This window comes from Nonomuraea sp. B1E8 (genome assembly GCF_039871515.1).
In the GTDB taxonomy this organism is placed as follows: domain Bacteria; phylum Actinomycetota; class Actinomycetes; order Streptosporangiales; family Streptosporangiaceae; genus Nonomuraea.
In genome coordinates this window covers 135,154-151,646 of record NZ_JBDPLS010000008.1, presented here as the reverse complement: position 1 = coordinate 151,646, position 16,493 = coordinate 135,154, and the positions used below count along the sequence as shown (strand labels likewise).

The following is a 16,493-nucleotide window of genomic DNA, read 5'->3' as shown; positions in this document are numbered from 1 at the left end:
CCGATCAGCCGAACCAACCCTTCCACTGGATGGAAGAAATGTGCAGGATTGGTCCATGGCAGGTGGATCTCGCGCTCCCGGGCGTTCGGTGACGTCCAAGGTGCTGGCGCTGCTGGGCGCGTTCGACCCGGCTCACCCCCAGCTCACCCTGACCGAGCTGGCCAGGCGGAGCGGGGTGCCGCTGAGCACGGCCCACCGCCTGGTCGCGGAGCTGGAGGAGTGGCAGGCGCTGAGCCGCGCGCCCGACGGCCGGCTGCGGGTGGGGCTGCGGTTGTGGGAGCTGGGCCAGCTCGCGCCCGCCCGGCTGCAGGACCTGGCGCATCCGTGGCTGCAGGAGCTGTTCGCCGGCACCGGCGAGAACGTGCACCTGGCCGTCCGCGACGGGCTCGAGGTGCTCTACGTCGACAAGGTGCACGGCAGGCGGGCGGTGCCCATCGTGTCCAGGACCGGCGCCCGGCTGCCCATGCATCCGACGGGCGTGGGCAAGGCGCTGCTGGCGTACGAGCCGGAGTGGTTCGTCAAGGCGTACCTGGCGCGCAAGCTCGAACGGCCGACCCCGCACACGATCACCGAGGCCGGGCGGCTGGCCAGGGAGCTGGCGACGGTGCGCGCCCAGGGGTACGCGCTGACGTACGAGGAGATGACGCTGGGCTCGTGCTCGGCGGCGGCGCCGATCCTGGTGGACGGGCGGCCGGTCGCGGCGCTCGGCATCGTGCTCTCCCACCGGCGGGTGCGCGAGCTGCCCCGGCTGGTCGAGCCGCTGCTGAGCGCCGCCGCCGGGATCACGAGGGCCTGCGCGGCCAGCGTCTAGTCCGTCAGCTTCTGGATGCGGTCCTTGAACAGGGTCGTGGCGATGGCGGCCTTGTGCGGCTGGCCCTTCAGGAACGCCTGCGCGAAGCTCTTGGCCTGGTCGTAGGAGACCTTGCCGGGCATCGGCGGCTCGTTCGGGTTGACGTCCACGTCCACCAGGGCCGGCCCGTCGTGGGCCAGCGCCTGGCTGACCGTCGGCTCCACGTCCCCCGGCTCGGTGACCTTGGCGCCGAAGCCGCCGCACGCCCTGGCCCAGGCCGCGAAGTCGGCCTCCGGCCGGCCGTAGCGCACGCCGTGCTCCGGGTAGCCGAGCACCATCTGCTCCCACAGGATCTGGCCGAGCGAGTTGTTGTTGTTGATGACGACCTTGACCGGCAGCCGCTGCTGGACCGCCGTCAGGAACTCGGCCATGAGCATCGAGAAACCGCCGTCGCCGACGTACGCGATGACCTGCCGGCCGGGGAAGGCGTGCTGCATGGCGATGGCGTACGGGAGGCCGTTCGCCATCGTGGCCAGCGTGCCCGACAGGTAGAACTCGCGCTCGGCGCGGACGGTCCAGTGCCGGGCCGCCCAGGTGGCGATGGTGCCGCTGTCGCAGGTCAGGATGGCGTCGTCGGCCGCGAGCCGGTCGACGACGGACACGGCGTACTGCGGGGCGATGGGGTCGCGGTCGGGGCTCTCCAGGGCGTCCATGTCGGCCCGCCACTTCGCCATCTTTTCCTGATATTTCGCCAGATGGGCGTTGCCGTCCCTGCGGGCCAGCAGCGGCAGCAGCGCCGCCAGCCCCTCCTTCGCGTCGCACACCACCGGCACGTCGGTCGCGATCCGCGCCCCCGCCCTGGTCGGCTCCACCTCGAACTGCACCACCCTGGTCTTCCCCGGCTCCGGCAGGAACTTCGAGTAGGGGAAGTTCGTGCCCACCATGAACAGCACGTCGGTCTCGTCCATCAGCTCCTCGCTCGGCCGGGTGCCGAGCAGCCCGATCCCGCCCGTCGTGTACGGCGAGTCGTCGGGGATCACCGCCTTGCCGGGCAGCGTCTTGACCACGGGAGCGCCCAGGGCCTCGGCCACGGCCAGCACCTCGTGCCGGGCGTGCAGCGCGCCCTGGCCGACGAGGATGGCGGGGCGTCGCGCCCTGTTGAGCACCTCGGCGGCCCACTCGACGTCCTCCTGCCGCGGGATGCCGGGCGGCTGCAGGTAGACGGGCGAGGTCTGCGGCGTCCTGGCCGGCCCGAGCTGCTCGTACGGGTCCGCCCCCGCCTTCGCCACCTGGAGGTCGTTGGGCAGCGTGAGATGGGAGACCCCGCGCCGGGCGTACGACGTCCGGATCGCGAGGTCCACCAGCGAGGGCAGCTGCGCCGGGTTGGAGATGAACATGTTGTACTCGGCCACGTCGGCGAACAGCTTGTCCAGGTGGACCTCCTGCTGGTAGCCGGTGCCGAGGACGGAGGTCTCCTGCATGCCCGTGATGGCCAGCACGGGCACGTGGTCGAGCTTGGCGTCGTAGAGGCCGTTGAGCAGGTGGATGCCGCCGGGCCCCGACGTGGCCAGGCACACGCCGATCCGCCCGGTGGCCTTGGCGTAGCCGGTGGCCATGAAGGCGGCGGCCTCCTCGTGGTGGACGAGGACGAAGCGCACCCTGTCGCGGTGGCGCCGCAGCCCTTCCATGATGCCGTTGATGCCGTCGCCGGGCAGCCCGAAGACGGTGTCGACGCCCCACTCCGCGAGCCGTTCGATCAGGGATTCCGCTGCGATTCGAGCCATGCGTCCGGCACTACCCCGCACTGCCGGGCACAGACGCCTTTACGTGGTTCGTTGTCATTTCCAGGCATTCGCGGGTAGTGGAGCGGCATGCGCATACTGGTCACGGGAGCCACGGGAACGCTGGGCGGCGCGCTGCTGCCCGCGCTGGTCAGGGCGGGGCACCGGGTGCGGGCGCTGAGCCGCACGGAGCGGGAGAGCTCCGGGCGCGTCGAGTGGTTCTGGGGCGACCTGGTCTCCGGCAAGGGTGTCGCGGACGCCGTGGCCGGCGTGGACGCGATCGCGCACCTCGCCACGAGCGGCCCCAAGGGCCACGGTGCCGTGGACGTCCCCGGCACCCGGCGGCTGCTCCTCGCCGCCCGCGAGGCGGGGGTGCGGCACCTGCTCTACACCTCGGTCGTCGGGGTGGACCGTGCCGCCATCGGCTTCCTCCGTCACAAGCTGGAGGCGGAGCGCCTGATCGGGGAGAGCGGGATCGGCTGGACCGTCCTGCGCGCCACGCGGTTCCAGCAGTCCCTCGACCAGCGGCTCCGGGCGTACTCGTCGTTCCCCGTGATGCTCGTGGACCGCTCGCTGCCCTGGCAGCCGGTGCACACGGGCGAGGTCGCCGCGCTGGCGGTGGCGCTGCTGGCGGGCGGGCCCGAGGGCAAGGAGTTCGAGTTCGGCGGGCCGCAGGTGCTCGACACCGAGGAACTGGTGCGGATCTGGCTGCAGGCCAGGAACGTGCGCCGCCCGTGCGTGCCCGTGCACTACCCGGGCAGGCTGTACGCGGCCCAGCGGGACGGCGACCTCATCACGGACGCCGACTCCCGGGGCGTCATCACCTGGCACGACTATCTCCACCCCGCGCCGCCCGCGCTGTCGGACGACTTCGCCACCGAGCACACCGCCTCCCCCACCAGCCCGGCGAACCAGCCGGAGAACGACCCTGACCTGCACGTATACGGCGGCGACGAGGGCTACGAGCGGCCGACACGAAGCTAGCCCATTGCCCCGTTCTGTTACACATCGCCCACTTGCTCCGCATATGCCGGTAATAGACAATGTGTTCGGTGAAGACCGGCATCCCGCTGACCGAAGACTTCGCCAACGGCGGCGTCTCCTTCTGGTACCGGCAGATCGGCCTGCCCGCACGGCGGCCGGCACTGCCCGGGCCCCGCGACTACGACGTCGCGATCGTGGGCGGTGGATACACCGGCCTGTGGACCGCGTACTACCTGAAGCAGGCCGACCCCGGCCTGCGCATCGCGATCCTGGAGAAGGAGTTCGCCGGGTTCGGCGCGTCGGGACGCAACGGCGGATGGTTGTCGGCCGAGTTCGCCGGATCCAGGAACCGGCACGCGAAGGCACGCGGCCGGCAGGCGATGATCGACCTGCAGCACGCCATGTTCCGCTCCGTCGACGAGGTCATCGCGGTGGCCCGCGAGGAGGGCATCGACGCCGACATCCACAAGGGCGGGCTGCTCCACGTCGCGACCAACCCCGCCCAGCGGCGCCGGCTCCGCGCCGAGCTGGCCGAGCTGCGCGGATGGGGGTACGGCGAGGCCGACATGCGCCTGCTCGGCCGGGACGAGCAGGCCGAGCGCCTGCAGGCCGCGGGCACGCTGGAGGCCGCGTACTCGCCGCACTGCGCCCGCATCCAGCCCGCCAAGCTGGCCGTCGGCCTGGCCGCCGCGGTCGCCCGGCTCGGCGTGGACCTCTACGAAGACACCACCGTGACCGAGCTGCGGCCCCGGCACGGCGGCGGGAAAGCCACGGCGGTCACCACGCGCGGCCTCGTCACCGCCGACTACGTCATCCGGGCCACCGAGGGCTTCACCGCCGGGCTGTCCGGCCAGCGCCGGCAGTGGCTGCCCATGAACAGCTCCATGATCGTCACCGAGCCGCTGCCCGCCGAGGTGTGGAAACATCTCGGCTGGGCGGGCAACGAGCTCGTCGGGGACGAGGCCCACGCCTACATCTACGCCCAGCGGACCGCCGACGACCGCATCGCCATCGGCGGCCGGGGCGTGCCCTACAGGTTCGGGTCGCGTACCGACGCCCGGGGCGCCACCCAGCCGCAGACCGTCGCGCTGCTGTGGCGCATACTCGTCAAGCTCTTCCCCGCGGCCGCCGACGCGCGGGTCCAGCACGCCTGGTGCGGGGTGCTCGGCGTGCCGCGCGACTGGTGCTCGACGGTGCACCTGGACCACGCCACCGGGCTCGGCTGGGCGGGCGGCTACGTCGGCAGCGGCGTCACCACGACCAACCTGGCCGGCCGCACCCTGCGCGACCTGGTGCTGCGGCGGGAGACGGAGCTGACGGGGCTGCCGTGGGTGGGACGCCAGGTGCGGCAGTGGGAGCCGGAGCCGCTGCGGTGGGCCGGCGTGCAGCTCATCTACGCCCTCTTCCGCGCCGCCGACCGCCACGAGAACGAGCGCGGCACCACCACGTCGGTCTATGCCCGCCTCGCCGACCTCATCTCCGGCCGCTGAACGTCCTCCCCGCGAGCCCGAACACGCCTCCGGCGGACGCCCAAGGGCGCGGCTCTGTCAGTCCGCAGGCTGGATGACAAGGAAAGCAGGCCGCCAACAGTCCGCCGGCGGCCTACCGCCCGTTACCGCTACCGGGCAGTGTTGGCGTGCTGGACGGCATAGCGCTCGCGCCAGCTGTCGATGAGCGGGATCAGCTGCTCGGTCATGTAAGCGTAGAAGTCCTTCATCTCGTGCAGGCGCCGGCCGGTGATGCTGTCCTCGCCCGCCGCGTCCAGGCCTTCCTGGGCGGCGGCGCCCATGGTGGCCAGCATCGCGTTCTGCTGTGACATCAAGCTGGCCCAGGCCCCCTGGCGGAAGCGGTAGTGGTCACGGCGGCTGCCGGGGGCAGGCACCCGTTCGATGAGGCCGAGCGGGATCAGCTGCTTGACCGCGGTGGACACCGCTCCCGAGCTGATGGACAACTGCTCGCACAGGTCGGCGGCGGTCATCGACTCTTGCCGGGTGTAGAGCAGGGCGGTCATCACCCGGGCGGTGGTTTTTTGCATGCCGCCCTGCGCAAGGGTCAGCGCCAGCTTCTCGGCGGCCTCACGCAGCCGCTGGTCGGTGTCCATACCTCGATCCTATCAACCACTTCGGGTTCTCGAAGAATTTACAAATCTCTGAAAGTTCTATACGCTTCGAGGCATGGAGATCGCGCCATGGCGACCTCCCCGACGCCAAAGGAGAGCCATCAGTGAAGCCCAAGAACGTGGTGGCAGGCGCGCACGGCATGACCGACCAGGCGTGGAAGAAGCACGCCAACCCGTGGAGCGTCTGGACCCGGTTCGCCGCGATCCCCGCGTTCGAACTGGCCGTCTGGAGCCGCGAGTGGATCGGCTGGTGGTCACTGTGCGGCGTGGCCCTCGTCATCGTGTGGCTCTGGCTGAACGTGCATCTGTTCAGGGCGGTCGAGCCGACCAGCTGGGCCGCGCGCGGCATCTACGGCGAGCAACTCCACGTCGACGGCAAGGCTCCGGCGGCGCACCGCGTGGTGCTGCGGCTGCTCATCGTGGCCGGCCTGATCGGCTTCGCCTTCATCGCCTTGGGACTGATCGCCCTGGAGATCTGGCCGCTCGTGCTGGGCACCGTGCTGCTCGTGCTCGCGCAGCTGTGGCGGATCGACCGCTATGGCCTGCTCTACGAACAGCACCAGAGCGAAAGTCTTTGACCCGGTACGGCCGGCGCCCCCATAACACCGGCCGTACCGACGCCAACGCCGACCTCTACGTGTGGAGAGACTCATGCACACCCCCGGCACAGCGCACCCGCGCCGCTGGTGGATCCTCGTAGCGCTCTGCTTGAGCCTGCTCGTCCTGGTCATCGACAACACCATCCTCAACCTGGCCATCCCCGCGCTGATGAGCGAACTCCGCGCCACCCCCGCCGACATCCAATGGATCATCAGCGCCTACACGCTCGCCTACGCCGGCCTGCTACTGACCGCAGGCGGCCTATCCGACCGCTATGGCCGTAAGCGCCTGCTGATCGCTGGGCTTTCGCTGTTCGGGCTCGCGTCACTGGGCGCCGCGTTCGCCACCTCCCCCGAGCAACTGATCGCCGCTCGGGCGCTGATGGGCGTCGGCGGTTGTCTGGTCATGCCCAGCACTATGTCTCTGCTGATCACCGTGTTCGACGAGAGCGAGCGCCGCACGGCGATAGCCGCCTGGAGCAGTATCTCCATCGCCGGAATCCTGGCCGGGCCGTCGTTGGGCGGACTGCTGTTGGATCACTTCTGGTGGGGATCGGTCTTCCTGATCAACGTGCCGGTCGCGGCCATCGCGATCGTCGCCGCCGTCGTGCTGATGCCGGAATCGAAGGCTCCGGCCAGACGGCCGGACCTGCTCGGCGTCATCTTGTGCACGCTCGGCATGGTGGTTCTGGTCTGGTCGATCATCGCAGCGCCGCAGCGCGGCTGGGACAGCCTGTGGACCGGGGGCGCACTCGTTGTCGGCGTGCTGCTCCTGGTGGCGTTCGTCATATGGGAGCTGCGCACCTCACACCCCATGCTTCCGCTGCGCGTGTTCGCTAACCGCAACTTCTCGGGCGGCACCTTCTCGGTTATGTTGTTGGCCTTCGCCGCTGCTGGCCTGATGCTGGCGCTCACCCAATACGTCCAGCTCGTCCTCGGTTACGGCGTCTTGCAGGCCGGTATGGCGCTGCTGCCGTTCGCCGCCTCCTCCGCGCTGTTCAACATCCTGGGGGCGACACTGGCCAAACGGCTCAGCAACCGCACCATGGTGACCGCGGGCATGCTGACCACCGCCGCTGGGTTCCTGTTCCTGTGGTCGATCGGCCCCAGCGACGGCTACCCGCTGCTGGCCACAGCGCTGATACTCATGGGCATGGGCGCCGGGCTGGCAGCCCCGGCCGCGGTCACCGCAATGATGGGCGCCATCCCGCCCGAGCACGCCGGCGCCGGATCGGCCATGAACAGCACCATCTCCCAGGCGGGCAGCGTGCTCGGCATCGCCATCCTCGGCAGCGTCCTGGCCACCGGATACATCTCCGCCCTCCCCGCCGACGTGCCGGCACCGGCCAAACAATCACTCACCGACGCCATCGCGCTCAGCGACCCGGGCGTCACCGCCATCGCCCGGGCGGCATTCGTCGACGCCATGACCTTCGGCATGATCACCGGCGCCGTCCTCGCCGCCGCAGCAGCCCTGCTGGCTTTCGTACTGCTTCGCGCCAGACCGGACGCGGCAGCGCCGGGCACGCCCGCATCCACCCTCACGGAGGTCGGCACGTAGAGGGGTCTTTCCCTCGCGGTCGGCCGGCCACGTACGCAATCCAGCAGGGCTGACACCCGACCACCTTGCCCCCTGGCCACCTTGGTCCCACGGGCATGGCATCCCACCATTTCTCTTCAGGAAACCGCGACATGCCCCACCGGACGGTCTAAGTCACACCCTCACCCCGGGCCCGCGCGCCACGGGTCGTAGTCGACCTCGAGCGGCTCCTGCCCGGGCCGCTCGCCCTCCGGAACGTGCTGCAGGTTGACCCGGATGCGATACCACACACTGCTGCGCCCCCGCATGCCGTCGACCAGCACGTCGGCGGGCTCCAGCCGGGCCGCGACCTCCGGATGGCGGGCCTTCCACCGCTCCAGGCCCGCCAGCGCCTCGTCCTTGTGCTCGGCCCTCGCGATCTCGATGACCGGCTTGGTCTGCTGCCGGCGCCCGCTGCCCTTGGGCGGCTTGGGCGCGGGCCCCAGCTCCTCGGCCAGCTCCAGCAGCCCGTCGAGCGAGCCCGCGTGCAGGTCCATGTCCGCCCACGGGTCGCCGCGCTCGGCCAGCCGCCGCGGCACGGTCTCGATGGTGAACGCCTCGGGACGGCAATCGGGAACCTCGTCCCACGTCAGCGGCGTGGACACGCGGGCGTCGGGCACGGCGCGCACGGAGTAGGCGGAGGCCACCGTGCGGTCGTAGGCGTTCTGGTTGAAGTCGACGAACACCCCGTGCCGCTCCTCCTTCCACCACCGGCTGGTGGCCAGGTCGGGGGCCCGCCGCTCGACCTCGCGGGCGACCGTCTCCGCCGCCTTGCGCACCTCGGCGAACGACCGGCGCCGCTCGATCCGCGCGTACACATGAAAGCCCCGCGAACCGGACGTCTTGGGCCACGCCGCCAGCCCGTGATCGGCCAGCACCTCGCGCGCCACCTGCGCGGTCGCCAGCACGTCGGCCCACTCCACCCCCGGCACGGGATCGAGGTCGATGCGGAGCTCGTCGGGCCTGGACAGGTCGTCGGAGCGCACCGGATGCGGGTTGAGGTCGACGCAGCCGAGGTTGACCACCCACAACAACTGGGCCAGGTCGGTGCACACGACCTCTTCCGCGCTCAGGCCCGAGCGGTATTTCAACTCCGCCACCTCGATCCAGTCCGGCCGCTTCGCCGGGGCGCGCTTCTGGAAGAACGCCTCCTCCTCGATGCCGCGCACGAACCGCTTGAGCACCATCGGCCGCCCGTGCACGCCCCGCAGCGCCCCCTCGCCCACCGCCTCGTAGTAGCGGATCAGGTCGAGCTTGGTGAGCCCGGACTGCGGGAAGACCACCTTGCCGGGGCTGGTGACGCGCACCTCGCGCCCGGCGACCTCGATGTCAGGCATACGGTCACGATACGTGCCGCCCCCGACATTCCCCGGCCCTCGCCCACCACGCTAACGTGGGCGAACGTATGCGAACGGGACGGAAGGACGATGTCATGGCTCGGCGCTGGAGCCCGCCCGAGGTCGGGGCGCCGCTGGCGAAATACCACCACCTGGCCGCGGCACCCGCGGACTCCGAGTTGCTCTTCATCGCCGGCCAGGTCGGCACGGACCCGACCGGGACCCTCGTGGGGAGCGACGCGGCGACCCAGGCCCGCCAGATCTTCGCCAACATCGAGGCGCTGCTCGCCTCCGCCGGGTCAGGGCCGCAGCACCTCCTCCGCCTGTTCACCATGGTGGCGGGCACGGAGCACCTGGCAGGCTTCCGCTCGACGCTCGACGAGGTGTACACCGCCTGGTTCCCGGGCGGAGACTGGCCCGCCAACTCGCTGATCGTGGCCGCCGCTCTCGCCGCGCCGGAGATCGTGGTCGAGGTGGAGGCCGTGGCGGTGGTGCCCAAGCGCCCGCCCGGCTGACGCCCTTTACATTGTAGATTCGCAATAAAGGGGTCGAACCTCCCGCCGTCCGGTGCCAGGCTGGGCTCGTGAGCGACACGCAGACCGTGGTCCTGGTCGAGGGACTCAGCGACAAGTCGGCCGTCGAAACGCTGGCCGAGCGCCGCGGCGTGGATCTGGCAGCCGAAGGCATCTCCCTCGTGGCCATGGGCGGCGCCACGAACATCAGGACGTACGCCGGCAGGTTCGGCCCTTCCGGGAGCAACCTCCGGCTGGCAGGTCTGTGCGACGCCGGCGAGGAAGGCGACTACCGGAGGGGCCTTGAGCGGGCCGGCCTCGTCTCCGGTTCCGGCAGGAGCGACCTGGAAGCGATCGGGTTCTTCGTGTGCGTCGCCGACCTGGAGGACGAGCTGATCCGCACCCTCGGCACCGCCGCCGTCGAGCGGGTCGTCGACGCCGAAGGAGAGCTCGGCTCGTTCCGCACCTTGCAGAAGCAGCCCGCGTGGCGCGGTGGCAGCACCCATGACCAGCTGCGCCGGTTCATGGGGTCGGGCAGCGGGCGCAAGATCCGCTATTCCGGCCTGCTCGTCGAGGCCCTCGACCTCGATCGCGTGCCCCGGCCGTTGGACCTGCTCCTGACCCACCTGACGGGCAGCCGAAGGTAGCGGGTCAGGCTTCGTCGAAGGCTCCGTGCCGTCCCGCGCCGCCGGCGAAACGTGCGGCCCCCGCCGCCGCGTCCGGCAACGAGACCAGCCCGTGCCGCACCTCGTTCCGCATCGCCTCCTCCTCCGCCAGCCCTTCCTGCTCCAGAGCCGACAACCGGTCACCGCGCAGGCACGCCTGCGGGAACCCCGCGATTTCACGGGCCAGTTCCTCCGCGTGCCGCCGCGCGGTCCCCTCCGGCACGAGCCGGTTGGCCAGCCCCCACGCGTACGCCTCCCGCCCCTCGACCGGCCGCCCGGTGTGGATCATGTCCATCGCCCGCGACGTCCCGACGAGCCGCGGCAACCGCACCGTGCCACCGTCGACGAGCGGAACACCCCACCGGCGGCAGAACACCCCGAACACCGCCCCCTCCTCGACCACCCGCAGGTCACACCAGAGAGCCAGCTCCAGCCCGCCCGCCACAGCGTGCCCGGCGACGGCGGCGATGACCGGCTTCGTCAGGCGCATCCGCGTCGGCCCCATCGGCCCGTCGCCCTCCTCGCCGACCCGGTTGTCCAGCGCCTTGAGATCCGCTCCGGCACAGAACGTGCCGCCCTCCCCCCACAACACCGCCACCGCCGCGTCGGACTCCTCGAAGTCACGGAACGCGCCGGCCAGCGCGCCGGCCGTCTCACGATCGACCGCGTTACGCGCCTCCGGCCTGCTGAGCACCACAGTGGTGACCGGTCCCGCACGCTCCACGCGTACCGTCACACGAGCCTCCTTCACGAACCCGCCGAGCGTACGCCCCCACCGCGGCCCCGGACCAGCACCACCTATCGCTTCCCGCCACGCGGCCGGCGTGAGGTCTTCGCGTCGACTCGACGGGGAACCATCGGTGGCCGGCATTCACCATTCGATCGCCGCGCGGATCAGCGGGCCTCGCCGTTCAGGATCTGGTCGAAGGTGCGCCTGGCCGTCTCGGTCAACGTCCATACGGTCTCGTGAACGGTCTTCCTCTTGCGGTCGGCACGGCGAACGAAACCCAGGCCGGCGGCGGCGCACAGTGCGTACGTCACATCCCGGCACTCACAGGTGTGCGAGATCACCCGGATGCGCGGCGCCCGGGCAAAGGCGTCGTACCAGGTCAGCTTGACGTGGCCGGCCAGGGGCGGCTCAACGTGCGGGCCGTGGAAGTCGGGAATCGCCGCCATGTCACGCGGTCCTTCCCTCGAAGATCTCGACGAGGTTCTTGAGGGCGAGATTGACGCGGTCCATGACGAGGTCGCGTGCGTGATCGCCACCCGAAGGCAGCCGGTAGCCGTGCTTCTCCAGCACGGCCTGGACATCCGCCATCAGCAAGGGCGTGAAACGTGCGCCTGCCTTCGAGTCACTCAGGGACTCAAGGGAGGCTCCCCCAACAGGACTACGCATGCGCGTGACCTCGCTTCTCTCTGACCGGCCTGAAGCCGCTCGACCGCTCACTCTTGAGGCCGCCAACAGGTAGCTCGAACCACACGATCCGGCCGAACCAGTGCCGTCTGACGCCCCATTTCGCCGCCATGGCCGCCAGGAGGTGGAGTCCTCGCCCGCGAGAGCCGAGGGGGTCGTCGCGCAATCTCGGCCCTGACCACCACCCTTGATCCACGACCTCGACGCGCGCTCGGCCGGCGCCGAGCAGCAGGCGGACCCGGAAGGATCCGCGTCCCCAGCGACCGGACATGGTGTGCTTGATCGCATTGGCGGCGAGCTCGCCGACCAGAAGCCGCACGTCGTCCAGAAGGTCGTGGTCGGCGGCGGTCTCCGGCAGCTCCATAACGAGCCAGCGAGCAACATATGTCCGAACATCGCGGACTATCTCGGGGCACCCAGGAAATTGCATCTCGCCTATTATGCGCATACCTGACACCTCCATATTAGCCCACCTACTTTCCGTTTTGTACGCTTTGCCACGTGCCACGGGCCGCCCTGCTCGACTTCTGTGATGCGAATTCGCGGATCACGAACCTCCGGTGGCCATTCCCAACCTTGCCCACCAGGCGATAGATTTTCTGCAAAACAATCCCAGAGCAATCCCAGACTTCCACTGGCACCGAGCCAGAAAAGCTGGAATTGACGTGGCCACGGGAGAATAGATGCCAGCCCCCAAAGAACTGGACCCAACCGCCGGCCCGGCGGCACGCTTCGGTGCCGATCTACGCAAACACCGATATGCCGCTAAATTGACTCAGGCCGAGCTTGCCGACCGCATCGGCTACAGCAAGAGCCGCATCGGCAATGTGGAACGCGGCGATGAAAACCCCACGCGCGAGCTGATCGAGCTCTGCGAACATGCGCTGGGTCTCGACGGTGTCCTGCTCACCCACTGGCCCGCCATCAGCGGCAACCGGATGCCTGACTGGTTCCGGCAATGGCCACCGATCGAGAGGAGAGCTCATCAGCTCATCACCTGGGCTCCGCTCATCGTGCCAGGGCTGGTGCAAACCGAGGAGTACGCTCGCGCGATCTTCGAGGGCGAGCCTCACAGCACTCCGCAGCAGGTCGAGGATGCAGTCAAAGCGCGAATGGAGCGACAAGCCATATTCGACCGACCGAATCCCACTCAATTCCTCGCTGTCGTGGACGAGGGCATCCTGTATCGTCCAATTGGAGACGAGCACGTGACCCGCCGTCAGCTGGAACATCTGATCGCCATGGCCGAGAGCAAGTGGTTCACCGTCCAACTCCTCCCGTATGCGGCCCGGTGTACGGCAGTGCTGGTGGGCTCCGCTCTCTTGGCGCAGGAGAACGGAGTGCCAATCGCCGCCTATGTCGAGTCAGCCGTCCATGGTCGCGTCGTTGACTCCTCCAGCGAGATCAAGCGCCTCGTGGATCGACTCGAGCTCATACGCAGCGCGGCGCTCCCTGGGTATCTGTCGGTTCAGCGGATCAAGGAGAGAGTGCAACGTGGCGTTGAATGAGGAAGTCGCAAGGGAGATCGCGAGCCCGGCCGGGTGGATCACCGCATCGAGCGGTCAAGGCGGCGACTGCCTGGAGGCCAAGCATCTGTCGGACGGACGCGTCGCCTTGCGCGACACCGAGCAGCCGGACGCCGAGCCGTGGGTTGTCCGTCGAGCGGTCTGGGACAAGTTCATAGCCGGGGCCAAGAACGGCATCTTCGACTTCTAGCGTGCCCCGCGGGAATTGATCGTTTCCTGCGGGGTCGCCCGGAGAGGGAGCCGCAGCGAGACTCAGGCGAGCCCGTACTTTCGCCTGATCGAGGCGGCCTCCTCCTCGGGCACCTCGCTGGGCGTACGGCTCAGGGCCTGACGCAGCTCGTCCATGAGAGCTTGCCCGGAGGCGCGGGCCCGGGAGCTGAACTGGGCGAGCTGCGCGTCGAACTGCTTGGCGGCCGGCCCGGTCCAGACCTTGCCCGAACGGAACATCCGGCAGGGCCGGTCAACGTCGGCGTCGATCTGCTCGATCATCGGGCCGACCGTACGGACGGCCTGCTGGAGCGCCTCGTACAGCGGGTTGCGCACCATCGCGGCCATCGGCTCAGTCCTTGGCCTTCTTGGGAACGGGGGTCGCGTCGAGGATCAGCTTCGGCGCGACCAGCTTCATCATGGCCATCACATCGGCGGCGTTGTCCCGCCCTTTGACACCCTCGATGAGCTCCACGATCACCTCGTCGAGGCCGTGAACCAGGACGGCGGTGGCGTGCGCGTCGCTGACGTCTCCGATCTGGTCGTAATAGCCGACCGCGCCGGGAACGACCTCCGGAAGGCGTGCGACTCCCTGACTGATAGTGAACTCGACCTCCTTTTCCGATCCAGCCGGATACAGGGAGATCTGGAGGACCTTCTTCCCGGTCGGCCGGTAGACACGACATGAACCCGTACCGTAATCCTGCCCGTCCGACTCCTTTCCCGCGGCCATGTTGAAACCGCCCTGGACAACAGGGTCACGAAGTCCGGTCATCAGCTGTACCGCATGCAGCGGAACATGGTCACAGACATAAGGTGCGGCTGCCACGCTGGGAAGCGGTGGTGCTTTGTTCTTCGAAACCACTGTCCAACTCCTCGGAGATGTTCTCCCACGCCTTGCCGGCGAGACCATCAGTTTTTGTGTGTCCGGCGCCGGCCCATAACCAGCGGCACAGCCGGAGCCTACGCACTCCGCGTTGCCTAACGAGAAGCGCTCTGGCACAAGCGTCGATTCGGTCAGGATGTAGGCACTTAAAGTGATACATCTTGGTCAGCGTTCCTTTAGCTGATCTGCCAGTCAGATTTTGCACCGCTCGCAAATCTTTGATGGTGACCGTATAGGCGACCAGCGGCGGCGGGTCGCGACCGCGACCGCTAGCCGAGGATGCACCTTCCGTCAAGATCTTGATCAGGTCAGGCATTTATGAGACATTCATGTGGACCACTGGAGCGAAAGAAAGAAAGCTTGAGAAGCAAGTTAGCCTTAGCAATGATATCGATCCTCACGCTAACGGTTATGACGCCACCAGCACCTGCGAATGCAGAACCAATCTTATTAGTGCATGGAATCCAAGCGGTCGAACTGTCAGACGGTTCCCACCGGATCATCCTCGCACGCGATGAGCAGCCAAAACCGCAGCGGCCCACCATCGACCAGCTCACCACAAAAGCAAAGGCCAAGAACGCAAACCTCGCCCAAATCCTGGAAGAGTATGCGCGCGATCTAGCTGCCAAAAACCCGTCGGAAGTGGCCGATCAGCCCGATGGTCCAGCCTACTACCCTCCGGTCAAAATTGATGGAATACCCCTCGAGGAACTCATCGATCTCGGAAAGGTCGCCGAGGGCCAGGGCATTCCCCATGCCGAGGCAATCGACAGATACGCCTGGCAGACCAATCTCCAGGCAGTACACAACAAACTGGAGAACGCCTTTCCAGATGAAGCGGCCGGCACTAGCATGCTCAATGAAGGCCGCACGGCCCGCATTGGCTTCAAAGGTCAGATCCCGAAACTAGCAATCGAACTGGCGAAAACACTTCCGGCAGAAGTCGAACTGATCGGCAATAAAGGCTTCTCCAAGAAAAAGTTGCGTGAGGTCTTGGAGACAAGCTCCACAGAGCTCGGAAAACGACCTGAGGTTGCTGGCTACGTAGGCAAGTACGATATCGACACTGGTGTGATTCGCTTTGAGGTCAAGCCTCAGAAGGAGATCGACACTTCCGAAAAGCGGAGTGCATTACAGGAAACATTAAGACTACAGCCTCCCACAAACACGAAGATACGCATCAAGATTGACATCAAGGACGACATAAACCTTCGCCCTCTCCCACCTCGCAGGGAAGACATTAAGTCTCTCGAAGACCGCAAGAAGAGCCAGATCGCTGCAGATGACCCTTATCTTCGCGGCGGGGGAATTATCTCAAGCGGTGACACCGGAACGGTTTCAATATGCACCAGCGCATTTAATCTGCCCCGTTCAGACGGCTACCGTTCAACCACAAGCGCACGCCACTGCTGGAGTACAAGCAACGATCAGTACTGGTTCTACTGGAACCATCCAAGCTATACTGGCAACAGAACAACTCTCGGCTTCACACAGAATCCGTCCCAGAATTATGACTTCTCGCGATTGATTCAAACAGGTTCCGTGGATCTCACCTTTACGCGAACCTTCTACGCCGCGCTGAACAGGCCACGATACGTGAACGCCAATGGCACAAGCCCTCTCGACGGCGCCCGAGTATGCTTCTTTGGCCGCACGAGCCATACCCAGGACGGCGAGTACACCTGCGGCGCAATCGAGGAATCGGATGTCACGTACAGAATGAGGGGTATATCGGGGGACTGGTTCGGCGGCATCGTAGTGAGCCTCGACGGCAACGTCAATCTATTGGGCGGCGACAGCGGCGGACCTCTCTGGTACGGTAAAACCGCATGGGGCGTTTCCTCCATGGCGGGCGCCGATGGAAACGCCTATTTCGTGGCAACCGACCGCATCAATGATTCAAACGGACTCGGCACGAACTGGAATGTGTGGACTTGTCCCACATGCTAGATGAATAGCTTCCCGCTGGATAGCCTAGCCAACACCTTGCATAATAGCCAGGCTATCCAGCCGCACACGGAGAATAACACCTAGAATGCTCCGCAAATCATGGAGGAGTGGGGTCGCAGTGATCCTCTTCTCGACAATTGTCGC

At 67.6% G+C, this 16,493-nt stretch carries 19 protein-coding genes; 11 read left to right on the top strand and 8 right to left on the bottom strand.

Going from position 1 to position 16,493, the window contains the following annotated elements:
* The first annotated feature begins 55 nt into the window (after positions 1-55).
* Positions 56-811 carry an IclR family transcriptional regulator gene (locus tag ABGA98_RS26005; RefSeq protein WP_347621024.1) on the top strand — a complete coding sequence of 252 codons (756 nt, stop codon included), beginning with the start codon at positions 56-58 and terminating at the stop codon, positions 809-811.
* Here the strand turns inward: ABGA98_RS26005 and ABGA98_RS26000 are convergent.
* Positions 808-2,574, bottom strand: a complete 1,767-nt coding sequence (locus ABGA98_RS26000) for a thiamine pyrophosphate-dependent enzyme (protein WP_347621023.1) — start codon at positions 2,572-2,574, stop codon at positions 808-810. The genes ABGA98_RS26005 and ABGA98_RS26000 overlap by 4 nt on opposite strands.
* Positions 2,575-2,661: 87 nt before the next feature.
* Here ABGA98_RS26000 and ABGA98_RS25995 point away from each other — a divergent pair, with 87 nt between their 5' ends.
* Together ABGA98_RS25995 and ABGA98_RS25990 are read left to right on the top strand one after the other, a co-directional pair.
* Positions 2,662-3,555: an NAD(P)H-binding protein gene (locus ABGA98_RS25995; protein WP_347621022.1), complete on the top strand. Its 894-nt coding sequence runs from the start codon at positions 2,662-2,664 to the stop codon at positions 3,553-3,555.
* A gap of 68 nt (positions 3,556-3,623) precedes the next feature.
* Positions 3,624-5,045 carry an FAD-dependent oxidoreductase gene (locus ABGA98_RS25990; RefSeq protein ID WP_347621021.1) on the top strand — a complete coding sequence of 474 codons (1,422 nt, stop codon included), beginning with the start codon at positions 3,624-3,626 and terminating at the stop codon, positions 5,043-5,045.
* Between the two features lie 128 nt (positions 5,046-5,173).
* Here ABGA98_RS25990 and ABGA98_RS25985 read toward each other — a convergent pair whose 3' ends face one another.
* Positions 5,174-5,656 (bottom strand): MarR family transcriptional regulator, encoded by a 483-nt coding sequence (locus ABGA98_RS25985; RefSeq protein WP_347621020.1) that lies wholly within the window; start codon positions 5,654-5,656, stop codon positions 5,174-5,176.
* Between the two features lie 122 nt (positions 5,657-5,778).
* On the opposite strand from ABGA98_RS25985, the gene ABGA98_RS25980 reads away from it, so the two are divergent.
* Together ABGA98_RS25980 and ABGA98_RS25975 are read left to right on the top strand one after the other, a co-directional pair.
* Entirely contained in the window at positions 5,779-6,252 is a 474-nt protein-coding gene (locus ABGA98_RS25980) for a DUF6653 family protein (protein WP_347621019.1), read from the top strand.
* A gap of 73 nt (positions 6,253-6,325) precedes the next feature.
* Positions 6,326-7,834 carry an MFS transporter gene (locus tag ABGA98_RS25975; RefSeq protein ID WP_347621018.1) on the top strand — a complete coding sequence of 503 codons (1,509 nt, stop codon included), beginning with the start codon at positions 6,326-6,328 and terminating at the stop codon, positions 7,832-7,834.
* A 161-nt stretch (positions 7,835-7,995) separates the two neighbouring features.
* On the opposite strand, the gene ligD is transcribed toward ABGA98_RS25975, so the two are convergent.
* Positions 7,996-9,189 carry a non-homologous end-joining DNA ligase gene (gene ligD / locus ABGA98_RS25970; protein ID WP_347621017.1) on the bottom strand — a complete coding sequence of 398 codons (1,194 nt, stop codon included), beginning with the start codon at positions 9,187-9,189 and terminating at the stop codon, positions 7,996-7,998.
* A 95-nt stretch (positions 9,190-9,284) separates the two neighbouring features.
* Between ligD and ABGA98_RS25965 the strand changes: the two genes are divergently transcribed.
* Positions 9,285-9,704 (top strand): RidA family protein, encoded by a 420-nt coding sequence (locus ABGA98_RS25965; RefSeq protein ID WP_347621016.1) that lies wholly within the window; start codon positions 9,285-9,287, stop codon positions 9,702-9,704.
* Between the two features lie 68 nt (positions 9,705-9,772).
* Positions 9,773-10,348 (top strand): TOPRIM nucleotidyl transferase/hydrolase domain-containing protein, encoded by a 576-nt coding sequence (locus tag ABGA98_RS25960; protein WP_347621015.1) that lies wholly within the window; start codon positions 9,773-9,775, stop codon positions 10,346-10,348.
* Positions 10,349-10,352: 4 nt separating this feature from the next.
* Here the strand turns inward: ABGA98_RS25960 and ABGA98_RS25955 are convergent, their stop codons facing one another.
* From ABGA98_RS25955 to ABGA98_RS25945, 3 genes are all read right to left on the bottom strand, one after another.
* Positions 10,353-11,102, bottom strand: a complete 750-nt coding sequence (locus tag ABGA98_RS25955; RefSeq protein WP_347621014.1) for a crotonase/enoyl-CoA hydratase family protein — start codon at positions 11,100-11,102, stop codon at positions 10,353-10,355.
* A 158-nt stretch (positions 11,103-11,260) separates the two neighbouring features.
* A complete protein-coding gene (locus ABGA98_RS25950; RefSeq protein WP_347621013.1) occupies positions 11,261-11,542 on the bottom strand; it encodes a hypothetical protein in 282 nt (93 codons plus the stop codon).
* Between the two features lies 1 nt (position 11,543).
* The gene (locus ABGA98_RS25945; RefSeq protein WP_347621012.1) at positions 11,544-11,684 is read right to left on the bottom strand and encodes a hypothetical protein; all 141 of its coding nucleotides are present in this window, start codon (positions 11,682-11,684) and stop codon (positions 11,544-11,546) included.
* A gap of 283 nt (positions 11,685-11,967) precedes the next feature.
* On the opposite strand from ABGA98_RS25945, the gene ABGA98_RS25940 reads away from it, so the two are divergent.
* The 3 genes from ABGA98_RS25940 (at position 11,968) to ABGA98_RS25930 (ending at position 13,496) form a co-directional block, all read left to right on the top strand.
* Positions 11,968-12,234 (top strand): hypothetical protein, encoded by a 267-nt coding sequence (locus ABGA98_RS25940; RefSeq protein WP_347621011.1) that lies wholly within the window; start codon positions 11,968-11,970, stop codon positions 12,232-12,234.
* 229 nt (positions 12,235-12,463) lie between these two features.
* The gene (locus ABGA98_RS25935; RefSeq protein WP_347621010.1) at positions 12,464-13,288 is read left to right on the top strand and encodes a helix-turn-helix transcriptional regulator; all 825 of its coding nucleotides are present in this window, start codon (positions 12,464-12,466) and stop codon (positions 13,286-13,288) included.
* Entirely contained in the window at positions 13,275-13,496 is a 222-nt protein-coding gene (locus ABGA98_RS25930) for a DUF397 domain-containing protein (RefSeq protein ID WP_347621009.1), read from the top strand. The genes ABGA98_RS25935 and ABGA98_RS25930 overlap by 14 nt, the downstream gene beginning before the upstream one ends.
* Positions 13,497-13,558: 62 nt before the next feature.
* On the opposite strand, the gene ABGA98_RS25925 is transcribed toward ABGA98_RS25930, so the two are convergent.
* Entirely contained in the window at positions 13,559-13,861 is a 303-nt protein-coding gene (locus ABGA98_RS25925) for a hypothetical protein (protein ID WP_347621008.1), read from the bottom strand.
* 4 nt (positions 13,862-13,865) lie between these two features.
* Positions 13,866-14,378, bottom strand: a complete 513-nt coding sequence (locus ABGA98_RS25920; RefSeq protein WP_347621007.1) for a hypothetical protein — start codon at positions 14,376-14,378, stop codon at positions 13,866-13,868.
* A 432-nt stretch (positions 14,379-14,810) separates the two neighbouring features.
* Here ABGA98_RS25920 and ABGA98_RS25915 point away from each other — a divergent pair, with 432 nt between their 5' ends.
* Entirely contained in the window at positions 14,811-16,349 is a 1,539-nt protein-coding gene (locus ABGA98_RS25915; RefSeq protein ID WP_347621006.1) for a hypothetical protein, read from the top strand.
* Positions 16,350-16,493: the final 144 nt, after the last annotated feature.

Excerpts from the sequence above, each read along its gene's own strand:
- ABGA98_RS26005 (WP_347621024.1), top strand. The coding sequence starts at position 56 with ATGGCAGGTGGATCTCGCGCTCCCGGGCGTTCGGTGACGTCCAAGGTG.
- ABGA98_RS25950 (WP_347621013.1), bottom strand. The coding sequence starts at position 11,542 with ATGGCGGCGATTCCCGACTTCCACGGCCCGCACGTTGAGCCGCCCCTG.
- ligD (WP_347621017.1), bottom strand. The coding sequence starts at position 9,189 with ATGCCTGACATCGAGGTCGCCGGGCGCGAGGTGCGCGTCACCAGCCCC.
- ABGA98_RS25965 (WP_347621016.1), top strand. The coding sequence starts at position 9,285 with ATGGCTCGGCGCTGGAGCCCGCCCGAGGTCGGGGCGCCGCTGGCGAAA.
- ABGA98_RS25915 (WP_347621006.1), top strand. The coding sequence starts at position 14,811 with ATGACGCCACCAGCACCTGCGAATGCAGAACCAATCTTATTAGTGCAT.
- ABGA98_RS26000 (WP_347621023.1), bottom strand. The coding sequence starts at position 2,574 with ATGGCTCGAATCGCAGCGGAATCCCTGATCGAACGGCTCGCGGAGTGG.
- ABGA98_RS25995 (WP_347621022.1), top strand. The coding sequence starts at position 2,662 with ATGCGCATACTGGTCACGGGAGCCACGGGAACGCTGGGCGGCGCGCTG.
- ABGA98_RS25945 (WP_347621012.1), bottom strand. The coding sequence starts at position 11,684 with ATGGCGGATGTCCAGGCCGTGCTGGAGAAGCACGGCTACCGGCTGCCT.
- ABGA98_RS25925 (WP_347621008.1), bottom strand. The coding sequence starts at position 13,861 with ATGGCCGCGATGGTGCGCAACCCGCTGTACGAGGCGCTCCAGCAGGCC.
- ABGA98_RS25935 (WP_347621010.1), top strand. The coding sequence starts at position 12,464 with ATGCCAGCCCCCAAAGAACTGGACCCAACCGCCGGCCCGGCGGCACGC.
- ABGA98_RS25985 (WP_347621020.1), bottom strand. The coding sequence starts at position 5,656 with ATGGACACCGACCAGCGGCTGCGTGAGGCCGCCGAGAAGCTGGCGCTG.
- ABGA98_RS25975 (WP_347621018.1), top strand. The coding sequence starts at position 6,326 with ATGCACACCCCCGGCACAGCGCACCCGCGCCGCTGGTGGATCCTCGTA.